The 12,902-nt window shown below is 65.0% G+C and carries 10 protein-coding genes; 1 reads left to right on the top strand and 9 read right to left on the bottom strand.

The genetic code is table 11. From position 1 onward, the window contains the following. Nucleotides 1-58: 58 nt before the first annotated feature. The 7 genes from ACVNHC_RS05750 to ACVNHC_RS05780 form a co-directional block, all read right to left on the bottom strand. Nucleotides 59-1,189, bottom strand: a complete 1,131-nt coding sequence (locus ACVNHC_RS05750; RefSeq protein ID WP_457166696.1) for a M20/M25/M40 family metallo-hydrolase — start codon at nt 1,187-1,189, stop codon at nt 59-61. Nucleotides 1,190-1,264: 75 nt separating this feature from the next. Then, complete coding sequence (locus tag ACVNHC_RS05755) at nt 1,265-2,425, bottom strand: M20 aminoacylase family protein (RefSeq protein WP_457166697.1); 1,161 nt, start codon at nt 2,423-2,425, stop codon at nt 1,265-1,267. Between the two features lie 91 nt (nt 2,426-2,516). After that, nucleotides 2,517-4,187 (bottom strand): ABC transporter ATP-binding protein, encoded by a 1,671-nt coding sequence (locus ACVNHC_RS05760; RefSeq protein WP_457166698.1) that lies wholly within the window; start codon nt 4,185-4,187, stop codon nt 2,517-2,519. Nucleotides 4,188-4,191: 4 nt separating this feature from the next. Further along, nucleotides 4,192-5,079: an ABC transporter permease gene (locus ACVNHC_RS05765; protein WP_058900045.1), complete on the bottom strand. Its 888-nt coding sequence runs from the start codon at nt 5,077-5,079 to the stop codon at nt 4,192-4,194. After that, nucleotides 5,079-6,020: an ABC transporter permease gene (locus ACVNHC_RS05770; RefSeq protein ID WP_457166699.1), complete on the bottom strand. Its 942-nt coding sequence runs from the start codon at nt 6,018-6,020 to the stop codon at nt 5,079-5,081. The genes ACVNHC_RS05765 and ACVNHC_RS05770 overlap by 1 nt, the downstream gene beginning before the upstream one ends. Nucleotides 6,021-6,150: 130 nt before the next feature. Beyond that, nucleotides 6,151-7,785: an ABC transporter substrate-binding protein gene (locus ACVNHC_RS05775; RefSeq protein ID WP_457166700.1), complete on the bottom strand. Its 1,635-nt coding sequence runs from the start codon at nt 7,783-7,785 to the stop codon at nt 6,151-6,153. Between the two features lie 131 nt (nt 7,786-7,916). After that, nucleotides 7,917-9,449: a M81 family metallopeptidase gene (locus tag ACVNHC_RS05780; RefSeq protein WP_457166701.1), complete on the bottom strand. Its 1,533-nt coding sequence runs from the start codon at nt 9,447-9,449 to the stop codon at nt 7,917-7,919. Nucleotides 9,450-9,586: 137 nt separating this feature from the next. On the opposite strand from ACVNHC_RS05780, the gene ACVNHC_RS05785 reads away from it, so the two are divergent. After that, a complete protein-coding gene (locus ACVNHC_RS05785) occupies nt 9,587-10,399 on the top strand; it encodes an IclR family transcriptional regulator (protein WP_055457143.1) in 813 nt (270 codons plus the stop codon). A 20-nt stretch (nt 10,400-10,419) separates the two neighbouring features. Here the strand turns inward: ACVNHC_RS05785 and ACVNHC_RS05790 are convergent, their stop codons facing one another. Together ACVNHC_RS05790 and ACVNHC_RS05795 are read right to left on the bottom strand one after the other, a co-directional pair. Next, the gene (locus tag ACVNHC_RS05790; RefSeq protein ID WP_457166702.1) at nt 10,420-11,841 is read right to left on the bottom strand and encodes an amidase; all 1,422 of its coding nucleotides are present in this window, start codon (nt 11,839-11,841) and stop codon (nt 10,420-10,422) included. Nucleotides 11,842-11,915: 74 nt separating this feature from the next. Continuing rightward, nucleotides 11,916-12,875, bottom strand: coding sequence for a LysR family transcriptional regulator (locus tag ACVNHC_RS05795; protein ID WP_457166703.1), 960 nt, complete (start codon nt 12,873-12,875; stop codon nt 11,916-11,918). Nucleotides 12,876-12,902: the final 27 nt, after the last annotated feature.

Genomic DNA, 12,902 nt, shown 5'->3' on the forward strand with positions numbered 1-12,902 from the left:
GCCAGACTTCTGCTGACGGCTGATGCCCCGGCGGGCTTGTCCGCCGGGAGCGCGGCTCTCAGGACAGCCGCAGGAACAGGCCGGCGCAGAGCTTGGCACGTTCGGCGAGGCTGTCGATCAGGATGTGCTCGTTCAGCGTATGCAGCCCGGCGCCGCGTACCCCGATGGAATCGAGCGTCGGGATGCCGAGGGCGCCGGTGAAATTGCCGTCCGAGCCGCCGCCCGCGCTGGCATGGCTCATTTCGAAGCCGACTTCTGCGGCCAGTTCCCGTCCGATTTCATAGAGCGCCAGCGTGCCTGCATCGGGCTCCCACACGGGCCGGGTGACGCCGCGCGTCACCTCGATGATCACCTCGCCGCTGTCATCATTGAGCGCCAGCATCCGCTCCACGCCTGCATCGAGGTCCGCCTGCCGCTTGGCCATGGACAGCACCTGCCCCTCGCAGAGGGACGAGACGCAGTTGACCCACTCTCCGCCCCGGACGATGCCGACGCTGAAGGTGCAGTCCTCGCCCGTCATCGCCTCGATTTCCAGCACCTTGCGGGCCATGGCGGCAATCGCCGAGCGCCCGTCCTTCAGCGCCCAGCCCGCATGGCTGGGGCGTCCGATGGTGCGCAGGTTGAAGCGGGCGATGGCATAGCGCCCTGTGACGCAGCCGCCATCCTCCCGCGCCGGTTCCGGCACCAGCACATAGCGGTTCCGCAGGGCCTCCATCTCGATGAGATCACGCGTCGAGGGCGTGCCGACCTCTTCGTCGGGGGTGAAGAGCACCGTCACCGGCAGCGGCGTGGTGAGCCCGGCGCGGATGATCTGGCGCAGGGCCTCAACGGCCACGTAATTGCCGCCCTTCATGTCCTGAATGCCAGGCCCGTAAGCACGGTTGCCCTCAATGCGGAACGGCAGCTTTTCCAGCGTGCCGACGGGATGCACCGTATCCATGTGGCCGCTGACGAGAATGCCGGGCTTGCCCTTGTCCGGATGCGGCAGGCGGGCGCGCAGCGAGCCACCAAAACCCATCCGCCCCGGAATGCGCTCGATATCCGCGCCAAGCGCTGCCAGCTCATAAGCGGCGAGATCCATCATCCGGTTGAGGGCGGCCGCGTCATGGGTGGGGCTTTCGCATTCCACCCAGGGGCGCAGGCCCTTGATCATTTCATTGCTGTCGAAAGGTAAGTCCGTGAAGCGCATGGCCTGCTCCCGGCGGTTCTGCGTGAAGGGATGAGGTTGAGGCTGAGCGTCAGGCCGCCAGATCAGGCCGCCAGATCAGGCCGCAAGCCGCCGTTCGGCAATGCGGGCATAGATGCTGGCGCCCACCGGCAGGATGGCGTCATCCAGCACGAAGCCCGGATTGTGCACCGGCACGCCGCCGCTATGGCCGACGGTGCAATAAGCCCCCGGCACGGCCAGCAGCATGTCGGCGAAGTCCTCGCTGGCGGGCACCAGATCCACCTGATCGGTGACGAGATCGCCGCCGACAATTTCGGCTGCCGCTTCCAGGTAAGCCGCACTCAGGGACGGATCATTGCGCAGCACCGAGAATACGGGCCGCAGTTCCGGCGTGATGGTGACGCCGAAGCTGGTGGCATAACCGGCACAGAAGGCCTCGATCCGCTCATGAATGAGATCGCGCACGCCATCATCGAAGTAACGGATCGTGCCGGAGATGACCGCGTGATCGGGAATGACGTTATAGGCAGTGCCGGAATGGATCTGCGTCACCGACAGGACCGCCGGCTGCACCGGCTCCACATTGCGGCTGACAATGCTCTGCAGGTTCTGCACCAGCGAGGTGGCGACGATGATCGGGTCCTTGGCGTGATGCGGTGCCGCGCCGTGGCTGCCGCGGCCCTGAATGGTGATGTCGAAGAAGGTGGAACCGGCCATGGCCACGCCGGGGCGCACCGCCACCCGGTTCGGCTGCGCCAGCGGGTTGTTATGCATGCCGTAGACTTCATCGCAAGGGAACCGGTCGAACAGCCCGTCTGCCAGCATGGCCCTTGCGCCACCCAGCCCCTCTTCGGCCGGCTGGAAGATGAAGACCACGGTTCCGGCAAAATCCCGCGTCTCGGAGAGATAGCGCGCCGCCCCCAGCAGCATGGTGGTGTGGCCGTCATGACCGCAGCCGTGGAACTTGCCCGGATGGGTGGAGCGGAACGGCAGGTTGGTGTGCTCGTCCATGGGCAGCGCATCCATGTCGGCGCGCAGGCCAATGGTCCGGCCCTCCCCCTTTGCCCCTTTCAGCACGCCGACGACGCCGGTCTGGCCGATGCCCCGGTGCACCTCAAGGCCCCACTCCTCCAAAAGGCTGGCGACGATGCCGGACGTGCGCTGCTCCTCGAAACCGATTTCCGGGTGGGCGTGGAAGTCATGGCGCAGCGCCGTCAGCTCCTTGGCATAACCGGCGATTTTCTCGATGACGGGCATGGGTCAGTCCTCTGACAGATGAAATGAAACGGAAAGGGAAGAAGTAGCCGGGGCGGCTGCGGGTGCCCCGGCTGCTGCTGGCGCCAGAGCCTCAGGAGGCCAGCGTCAGCTCGCGGAAGTTGGCAAAGTCCCAGTTGCGGCCAGGCGCCGCCTCGATGAGGGAACGGGTGTAGGGATGTTTCGGATGGGCCAGCACCTCGCCCGCAGGCCCGTGTTCCACCACCCTGCCCTTTTGCATCACCAGCACATCGTCACAGATCTGCGCCGCGACGCGCAGGTCATGGGTGATGAACAGGATGGCGATGCCGAGCTTGGCCTGCAGATCCTCCAGAAGCTTGAGCACCTGATCCTGCACCGACACATCCAGTGCCGATACGGCCTCATCAGCCACCAGCACATCGGGCTCCATGGCGATGGCCCGGGCGATGGCGATGCGCTGGCGCTGGCCGCCGGAGAACTGGTGCGGATAGCGGTCCACCGCATCGGCGGGAAGGCCGACAAGCGCCATCAGCTCGCGGGCGCGGGCCATGGCCGCGTCCTTGTCCTGACCAAGATTCAGCGGCCCCTCGATCAGCGAGCGCCCTACCGTCCAGCGCGGATTGAGCGAGCGGAACGGGTCCTGAAACACGATCTGGATGTGCTTGCGGTGCGGGCGCAGCTTTGCGCGCGGCATGCTGGCGATCTCAAGCCCGGCCACCTTGATGCCGCCGCCGGAGGGATCAATCAGCCGCATGACGCAGCGCGCCACGGTGGACTTGCCCGAGCCGCTTTCGCCGACGATGCCGAGGGTGCGGCCCGGCGCGATGGCGAAGGCCACATCCTGCGCCGCCCGGGTCGGCTCCCGGTTGAGCAGCCAGCCGGAGGTGCCATAGACCTTGGCAAGGTTCGAGACTTCCAGCACCGGCGGCTTGCCCTCCACAGCCGCGCGCGGCGGGCGCGGTGTCAGGCTGGGCACGGCCTTCAGCAGGCGGCGGGTGTAGTCATTCTTCGGGTTGCGCAGAAGCTCCGCAACCGGCGCATTCTCAACCATTTCCCCGTGCTTCATCACCTGCACCGTGTCGGCGATCTCGGCCACCACACCCATATCATGGGTAATGAACAGAACGGCCGTGCCGTGCTTTTCCTGCAGTTCCGCGATCAGCGACAGGATCTGCTTCTGGGTGGTCACATCCAGAGCCGTGGTCGGCTCGTCGGCGATGAGCAGCTGCGGCTCCAGGATCAGCGCCATGGCAATCATGATGCGCTGGCGCTGGCCGCCGGAGAGCTGATGCGGATAGGACCGGTAGATCCGCTCCACATCCGGCAGATGCACCTGTTCCATGATGGCAAGCACGCGCTTGCGCTTTTCACCGGCCGGCAGCTTCGTGTGGGTGTCGAGCACTTCCTCGATCTGCTGGCCGACCCGCATCACCGGATTGAGCGCGGTCATCGGCTCCTGGAACACCATGGAAAGATTGCGGGCGCGCATGTCGCGCATCTGCTGCGGCGAAAGCTTCAGAAGGTCGGTCTCGCCAAGCAGGATGCGCCCGCCCGTCACCTCCAGCGCGTTCTTCGGCAGAAGCCCCATGGTGGCAAGCGACGTGACGGATTTGCCCGAGCCGCTTTCCCCCACAAGGCAGACGGTTTCGCCCGCTCGGATCGTCAGGGACACACGGTCGAGGATCGGACGGAAGTCCGGCGCGGCAGTGGGAATGCGGACGGTGAGGTTGTCGATGGTGAGAACCGCCGGAGCGCCCTCGAAGGATCTGGACTTGAAGATCACAGGCTCAGCCCTCCCTCTTGCGCAGGCGCGGATCCAGGAGATCGCGGGCCGTGTCGCCAAGCAGGTTGATGGACAGGATGCACAGGGACAGCATCAGCCCCGGCCAGAAGATCAGCGAGGGCTTGAGCTGGAAATGCATCCGCCCCTCGGCCATGATGTTGCCCCAGGTGGGAATTTCCGTGCTGACGCCCGCGCCCAGGAAGGACAGGATCGCTTCCGTCAGGATGGCCGAGGCGCAGATGTAGGTGGCCTGCACGGTCAGCGGCGCCAGCGTGTTGGGCATCAGGTGCTGCCACAGGATCTTCGGCATGGAAGACCCCAGCGCCACCGCCGCCTCCACATAGGGCTCCTCACGCACGGACAGGACGACGGAGCGCACCAGCCGCACCACGCGGGGGATTTCCGGAATGGTGATGGCGGCAATCACCGACCACAGGCTCGGGCCGTTGAGGGCAACCAGAGCGATCGCCAGCAGGATCGACGGGATCGCCATCAGGCTGTCCATGATCCGCATGATGATCGCATCCGCCAGCCGGAAGAAGCCGGAGACAAGGCCGATGGCAAGGCCGATGAGCACGCTCGTTACCGCCGCACCAATGCCGATGAACAGCGACACGCGGCCGCCCATCATGACGCGGGAGAAGAGATCGCGGCCGAAGGCATCCGTGCCCAGCAGGTTGCTTTCCGAAGGGCCCTTCAGCCGGTTCAGCGCATTGATCGCCAGCGGATCATGGGGAATGTAGAGCGGCGCCAGCAGCACCGCGACGGCGATGATGGCCAGCACAATGGCCGCAACCATCGGCCCGCCGCCGAGCTTGCGGACTTTCGCCGGCAGGGACAAAAGCCGCAGGACGGGCTGCAGCCGGGATACGGGATCAGAAGAAGCTGACATCAATACCGGATCCTCGGGTCAAGAAAGCTGTAGGCAACGTCGATCATCAGGTTGATGAAGACGTAGATGGCACTCGTCAGCAGGATCATCGCCTGGATGACCGGATAGTCACGGGCAAGGATCGCATCGACGGTGAGCCGGCCGATGCCGGGGATGTTGAAGACGCTTTCCGTCACCACCACGCCGGAAATGAGCAGCGCGAAGCCGGTGCCGATGATGGTCAGGATCGGCACCGAGGCATTGCGCAGGGCGTGGCGGAACAGCACCGCCTTTTCCTTCAGCCCCTTGGCCCGCGCGGTGCGGATGTAATCCTCGCCCAGCACCTCCAGCATGCTGGCCCGCGTCATGCGGGCGATGAGCGCTATGTAGATCGTCGCCAGCGTCAGGCAGGGCAGAATGGCGCGGGTGAGGAACTTGCCGAAGTCCTGCGAGGGCGGCGTATAGCCCTGCACCGGCAGCCAGCGCAGCTGCAGGGAAAAGACCTGAATGAAGAGATAGCCGATGACGAAAACCGGGATGGAGAAGCCCAGCACCGAAAAGGCCATCACCGCATAATCCGTCCAGGTGCGGTGCCGCCAGGCGGCCAGCACACCCATGGGAACAGCGATGAGCACGGCCAGAATGATGGTCATGACGGCGATGTTGATCGTCGGCCAGATGCGCTGTGCGATGAGATCGGTCACCGGAACATTGGAAATGAGTGAAATGCCGAGATCACCTTCCGCAAGGTGCCCGGCCCAGGTGATGAACTGGGTCAGCAGCGGTTCATTGAGGCCAAGCGAGGTGCGGATCTTCTCCAACTGCTCGGGCGTTGCCGCATCACCGGCAAGGATGGCTGCCGGATCGCCCGGCGTCAGGCGCAGCAATAGAAAAACAAAGATGGCGACACACAACACGACCGGAATGACGGCCAGAATGCGCCGGAGGATGTAACCGATCATCGGCAGATGCTCCCTTCCCTTCGGGCGGTGAGAGCGGCGCAGGTCCTGCCCTTTGCAAGGCAGTCCCGCCGCTCCCGATGAGCCGGGGCCGCGATGGACGGTCCCGGCAGCCGTTCAGACGGCGGGAGGATCAGTCTTCCTTCTTCATGTTCCAGAACACCGGCACCGGCGAGGGGATCATGTCCACCAGCTTGACCGAGCGTCCCTGCGGGGTGAGGTACTGGCCGAGCGGGATGTAGTTCACCACGTCCATGGCATGAGCCTGGATCTTCTTCGCCACTTCCACCTGCTCTTCTGCGGAACCGGCCGCGATGAAGTCCTTGCGCAGCGCCTCCAGCGGCTCATCCGTCGGCCAGCCGAACCAGGCCGCATTGCCGCGGCCATTGAGCATGGGGTTGATCAGCGGCGAGGCAATTTCCGGCACGGCCCAGTTGGTGAAGAACAGGTTCCAGCCGCCTTCGGACGGCTTGGACTGGCTGGCACGGCGGGTGACCAGGGTCTGCCAGTCCATCGGCTGCAGATCGACGGTGAAGCCCGCATCACGCAGCGCCTGGGCTGCCACCACCGGCTGGGCGGAAATGGCCGGCACGTCGGTCGGCTGCATCAGCACCACGGGCGTGCCGTCATAGCCGGACTCGGCCAGGAGCTTTTTCGCCTCTTCGATGTTGCCGCCGCTGATGAGGCTTTCCGCCCCGGTTTCATCGGCCAGCGGCGTGCCGCAGCCGAACAAGGCGCCGCAGATCTTGTAATAATCCGGATTGCCGATCAGCGTCGCCAGCACCTGCTCCTGACTGATCGCCATCATGGCCGCCTTGCGCACCTTCACATTGTCGAAGGGCGGGTAGAGGAAGTTCATGCGGCCCATGGTCTGGTAGCCGAGCGGATCGCGCAGCTCCGACAGCACATCGTCATTGCCCTCCAGCAGCGGCAGCAGATCAACCGGCACCTGCTCCATGTAGTCGATTTCGCCGGAGGACAGCGCATTCACCGCCGTCTGGGCATCGGGCATGGTGATCCATTTCACCTTGTCCACATGGACGGTCTTGCCACCGGCCATCCAGCTGGACGGCTCGTCGCGCGGCACATAATCGGCGAATTTCTCGTAAGTGACGCTGACGCCGGGCTGGAATTCGGATTCCACGAAGCGGAACGGGCCGGAGCCGATGAAGCTCTTGATCGACTCGGACGCCGGAGTGGCGGCAACGCTCGCCGGCATGATGAAGGGCGGCAGGGCCGACATCTTCGCCAGAGTCTCGATCAGCGGTGCATAGGGCTCCTTCAGCTGCCAGACGAGCGTCTTGTCATCGGCAGCTGTCAGGCTGCCGGTCACGTCGAAGATGAGCTGACCGCCGGAATCCTTCTGGCCCCAGCGCTTCAGCGAGGCCACGGCATCTTCCGCCGTCACCGGGGCGCCATCGTGAAACTTCAGCCCGTCGCGCAGGGTGAAGGTGTAGGTCAGCTTGTCATCGGAGATGGTCCAGTCCGCCATCTGCGGCCTGGGCGTGAAGTCCTCGTCCACGGCGATGAGCACATCGTAGATCATATAGGCATGATTGCGCACGATGTGGGCGGTGGTGATGACCGGATCGGTGACACGCAGGCCGGAATGCATCACGGCGGTGATCACCTTTTCCTGCGCCATGGCGCTGCCGGCCAGCAGCGTTCCGGCAATAAGACCGGCGGCAAGGCGGCCAAGGCCCGTCAGGCGGCGCGGCCGGCTCTCAGCCTTCAATCTGCTTACGACCCCAGTTTCAACACTCAGCATGTTCGTGAACCCCGTCTGGTTGGTTGTGATGATGCTTCGTTGGTGCCGGCCTGTTTTCCGGCCGGTTGTGATCTGCTCTGCTTCTCCTCCCATCCGCTCCCGCAAGCCTGTGGAGCGAACTTCATTTCACTTCAGATGTTTGCTGTCGTTGCAGCTGTTTCATTGGCCATGAAGGCAGGTCCGCAGGGCGTCAGCCGGATGCCCGGCTTCAGGTTGCGGAAGGGCAGATCGCTGGCGTAAAGCGCCATCGGCCCCGGCGAGCGGGCGACGAGAATGGTCTCGGCCACCGGCTCGAAATCGGCACGGAAATGCACCGAACTCTTGTTGACGAGAATGGCTTCCTGCGTCGGTTCAATGCCAACGAAACGGTACATGGCGAGGTCCGCCATCTGCACCTTGCGGCTGGCCAGCACCACGCGCACGCCGCCGATGGAGACACAGGCCGAAAGACCCAGATCCATGTGTGTGTGGCCGAAGAACGGGCCACCGGCCATGAAGCTGCCGTCCGACAGGCGCTCCACCTTGAAGGTGCCGGTGAAGGGTTCATCGCCCGCGACACCGGAGCGCCCGCCGAGGGTCAGCGTCACCTCTGCCCCCTCGCCTGCCGCATGCGCAGCTTCTGCTGCCTCCGGATCGACCATCAGGCCGAGCGAGGCGCGCGAAACACCTGCGCGCACCAGCGCCGCCAGCATGCCGGCGGTGTTGGAATCCCCGCCCGCGCCGGGATTGTCCTGCGTGTCGGCAATGACGACGGGCCGGGACGCAGAAGCTGCAATCCGCAGTGCTTCGGCAATGGCCTCCTCGGGCTCATAGGCCCTGCCCTGGAACGCAGGCTCTGCCGCCAGAATATCCGCCACCAGCGTATCCGCCGCCGCATCGGCTGCGGTCAGCTCTTCCGCATAGGTGATGACGGAGGGGGCGCAATCCTTGAAATCGGCGGCCGGGAACCCGGTCAGAAAGGATGTGCTGGCAACAGCCCCGCCTTCCAGACCGGCCACACGGGCATAGAGGCTTCTGGCCGGTTCCAGTCCGGTGCATTGCCAGGGGATGGGAATGAGGAAGGGCAGCTGGCGGAAGGCCTTGGCAAGGCGCTTGCCCGATTGCATCAGCCGGTCAAGCTGCACCGCCGTGCGCCGGCCGGTTTCGGCCATGTCCACATGTGGATAGGTGCGGTAGGCGACGAGTACGTCGCTCTCCTCCACCATGCGGGTGGTGACATTGCCGTGCAGGTCAAGGCTCGCAGCGATGGGCAGATCCGGGCCGGCCACCTTGCGCAGGCGGGCGAGGATCTCCCCTTCCCCGTCATCCAGATGCTCGCAGACCATGGCGCCATGAAGATCGATATAGAGCCCGTCGAGCGGCCCAGCGGCGGCAAGCCGCTCGCACAACTCGCCAAGGATGGCCTCGAAAGCGGCCTTTTCGACATGGGCAGACGGAATGGCCACGGTCCACAGCAGCGGCACCAGCTCCCACCCGGCCTCACGGGCGTAATCCACCGCTCCGGCAACGCCGATGTTGATGCCGGGGCAGCGGTCAAGGATCTCCTGCCCCCATGAAATCGGCATGTGCCCGCCACCTTCGGCGAAGTGAGCCAGCGTCGCACGGGAGGGGGCAAAGGTGTTGGTTTCGTGCAGGAAACCGGCAACTGCCACGCGCCTTGTCATCCGTCGTCTCTCCTTGCACCCAATCAGGAAATTTCACGGCTTGCTTCGCGATATCGCTGTGCAATACACTTGTATTGATTATGCTGACCCAGTTAACCACTGAGGTCAATGTCAAAACACATGCAATCCGGAGCCTCATGAGCCCAAAATTTTTGCGTTCTATCTTCGGCCCGCCGGTCCGTCAGGACGAGACCTGGGAAGATCCGCTGTTCATCCAGTCGGTTGGCCGGGCCATGCAGGTGCTGTCCGCCTTCCATCAGAGCGAAAAGCCGATGTCGCTGCAGGACCTGGCGGATCAGACCGGCCTCACCCGCAGCGCCGTGCAGCGGCTGGTGTTCACGCTGAGGCATCTGGGCTATGTCACCCGTGACCCCGACGACACCGGCTATGTGCCGGGCCTGCGCATCCTTGATCATTCGCTCGATTTCCTGCGGCTCAACCCGGTGGTGGTCAAGGCAACGCCCGTGCTGCTGGAACTGCGGCGGCAAGTGCGCGAGCGTGTCGATCTCAGCCTGTGGGACGGCTTGCGCCTCGTTTATGCGAGCCGCCTGCAGAGCAAGCGGGAGATCCTGTCCTCGACCATGGTCGGCCACAGCGTGCCGCTTTTTTGCACGTCCGGCGGCTGGGCCATTCTCGCCCGCCTGCCCGAAGCCGAGTGCGAGGAGCTGATTGCCCGCTCCAACCGCGTGCCGGTGACGCCGCAGACGATCACCGATCCGGCGGTCCTGATGGAGCGCGTGGCCGAAACCCGGCGCAACGGCTATGCGCTGGCGCTGGAGCAGATCCTGACCGGCGAAATCGCCATCGGCGCAGCCATTCTTGGCGCCTCCGGACGTCCGGTGGCCGCCATCCACGTGGCGGGCTCTCTCGCCGAATGGGAGCCGGAGGACTTTGCCCGTCAGGTTGCGCCGCTGGTGATCCAGGCGGCGCAGACCATCAGCCGGGGCTGAGTTTCCGGCCACCCCTGCCCTCACGGTTTCGGCCAGGAGCTGATGCCCCCGGTCCAGCTTTCAAAGACGCGGGCAACCGACAGAACCCTGAGATCAGCAAAGCGCGGACCGATGATCTGCAGGCCGATGGGCATGCCCGAAACCGAGAAGCCGCAGTTGATCGAACAGGCCGGGTTGTCGCCCATGTTCCAGGGCACGGTGAAGGCAATATGTTCGAAAGGCAGCGAGGGATCGTTGGTCGGCCCCGCCCATTCCGCCGGAAAGCTGACCACAGGGTTGACCGGCGAGATGATGAGATCCAGCCCCTGAAACACCTGCGCCGTGGCTTGCCGGATCGCCAGCATCTGGTCAAAGCCCGAAGCAGCGCGTGTGGCAGGCAGGTCCTTTGCGCCTGCCGCCCAGTCCAGGATGAAGGGCAGGATCTTTGCCTGCCGCTCCGGCGTATAGGTTTCCATCAGTGCCCAGAAGCGCGCCCGCCAGAAATCATCAAGCCCGTCCAGCATCTGCCGGGTCAGGAAGCCCTCCACCGGGATGATGTCAGCCCCCGCATCCTCGAAACGATGGGCGGCGGCGAGGACGGCGGTGCGGATTTCGCCATCCACCGGCAGGCCGCAGCCCGCATCCAGCATGAGACCGATCTTCATGCCGCGCACGGAAGCGGGCGGCACGTTCCAGTCCAGATCTTCCGGCGGCAGCGACGTGGCATCGCGCCAGTCCGGGCGGCTGATCGAGGCCATCAGCAGCAGCGTGTCATCCACCGTCGGCGTCATCGGACCGGCGCAGCGGCCCGGATAATAGGGATAGACCGGCACACGGCCCTGAGACGGCTTGTAGCCGATGAGCCCGGTCCAGCCGGCCGGCAGGCGGATGGAGCCGCCGATGTCCGTGCCGATATGCAGCGGGCCGTAGCCTGCAGCTCCTGCCGCTGCCGCGCCCGCGCTGGAGCCGCCGGGGTTCTGCGTCAGATCCCAGGGGTTACGGGCAAGGCGGTGCAGGCTGGAGAGACCGGAACTCAGCATGCCGAAGTCAGGGCATGTGGTCTTGGCATAGAAGATCGCGCCGTCCTCGCGCAGCCGCGCCGTCAGCGGCGCGTCTTCGGCGGCGGGCGTCATGTCGGCAGCAGCGGTGCCAGTCGTCACCGGATCGCCCTTCATGGCGAGGTTGTCCTTGATGCTGACAGGCATGCCATCCAGCGGGCCAATGGGTGCGCCCTTGACCCAGCGGGCTTCAGATGCCCGCGCCGCCCTCATCGCTTCATCGGGACGGAAATCATAAAGAGCGCAAACCCTTGGCTCACGATCTTCAATTCTTGCGATAAGCGCCGCCATATACTCGGCAGGCGAGAGACTGCCCGCCTTGAAGGCCGAGAGCACGCTGCGGGCCGGAAGGGACAGAACCTCATCTTCCGGGCGCACCCGCTCGTCCGCATCCACCATCGCCATGCCTGCCTCCTGTGCGCTCACATGCCGTCATCCGCATGCCATGGCCTCAGGCTGCACGACTTTGCAGCGCACACTCAACGAAGATCTTGAGTGCTCCGTGTTGCGCAAACCGTTGCACTGGAGGCCAAAGAAGAGCCAAACCGGACGCGCAGCAGCCGTTCCAGCGACGCAGCAAAGCGGCTGGCGGCGAAACTCAGCTGGCGTTCCGGCGAAAGACTGAGCTGCAGTGCCGTGTCGATGGCGGCATCTGCGGCCAGCGGGCGGGCAACGAGGCTGCCGAGTTCCAGATCGCGGATCACCGCAATCTCCGGGAGAATCAGGATCGCAGCCCCCAGCCGGGCGAGTTCCTTCTGCACGGTCAGCGAGGCCGTGGTGAAACTGACGGAAAGCGGATCATGCCCTGCGGCCCGCAGCCGTGCCTCAAGCGCCGCGCGGGCACTGTAGGATGTGTCCGGCACCGCCAGCGCGTGGGTGGTGAGCGCATCCAGATCGAGGCTTTTCAGCGCGGCGGCCGGATGATCGGGCGCAAGAATGGCCGCATGGCGCACCGGCACACGGACACGCGCCGTCACGCGCGGGTCGTCCGGCGAGAACAGGGTCAGTGCCATGTCCGTATCGCCGCGCACAATGGCGCTCATGGCCTCGCGCGCGGAGGTTTCCTGCACGGTGACGCGGATCGCCGGGAATTCCTTCGAGAAGGAAGCAAGCGCTGCCGCCAGAATGGAGCCGCCGGTGGCGCCATTCACATGCACGCTCACCTCGCCCCGGCGCAAGCCGCGCAGGTCATCAATCGCCTGATTGGCCTGATCGAAGGCGCGGATCGCCGTCTTCAGCCGGGCCGCCACCACTTCGCCCGCCGCCGTCAGCTCGATGCCGCGCGCACCGCGCTCCACCAGTTGCACGCCGAAATGATATTCGAGATTGTCGAGCTGGCGGCTGATCGCCGTTGGCGTCACACCAAGGTTCTGGGCGGCCTGCCGGATCGACCGGCAGCGCACCAGTTCGTTGAAATAGGTGATCGCCTGAAGCTGCATTGCGCCCTGCCCTCATGTGCTGCCGAA

The sequence above is a fragment of the Pannonibacter sp. Q-1 genome, from assembly GCF_054073275.1.

Excerpts from the sequence above, each read along its gene's own strand:
- ACVNHC_RS05795 (WP_457166703.1), bottom strand. The coding sequence starts at position 12,875 with ATGCAGCTTCAGGCGATCACCTATTTCAACGAACTGGTGCGCTGCCGG.
- ACVNHC_RS05775 (WP_457166700.1), bottom strand. The coding sequence starts at position 7,785 with ATGCTGAGTGTTGAAACTGGGGTCGTAAGCAGATTGAAGGCTGAGAGC.
- ACVNHC_RS05755 (WP_457166697.1), bottom strand. The coding sequence starts at position 2,425 with ATGCCCGTCATCGAGAAAATCGCCGGTTATGCCAAGGAGCTGACGGCG.
- ACVNHC_RS05770 (WP_457166699.1), bottom strand. The coding sequence starts at position 6,020 with ATGATCGGTTACATCCTCCGGCGCATTCTGGCCGTCATTCCGGTCGTG.
- ACVNHC_RS05780 (WP_457166701.1), bottom strand. The coding sequence starts at position 9,449 with ATGACAAGGCGCGTGGCAGTTGCCGGTTTCCTGCACGAAACCAACACC.
- ACVNHC_RS05765 (WP_058900045.1), bottom strand. The coding sequence starts at position 5,079 with ATGTCAGCTTCTTCTGATCCCGTATCCCGGCTGCAGCCCGTCCTGCGG.
- ACVNHC_RS05790 (WP_457166702.1), bottom strand. The coding sequence starts at position 11,841 with ATGGCGATGGTGGATGCGGACGAGCGGGTGCGCCCGGAAGATGAGGTT.
- ACVNHC_RS05750 (WP_457166696.1), bottom strand. The coding sequence starts at position 1,189 with ATGCGCTTCACGGACTTACCTTTCGACAGCAATGAAATGATCAAGGGC.
- ACVNHC_RS05785 (WP_055457143.1), top strand. The coding sequence starts at position 9,587 with ATGAGCCCAAAATTTTTGCGTTCTATCTTCGGCCCGCCGGTCCGTCAG.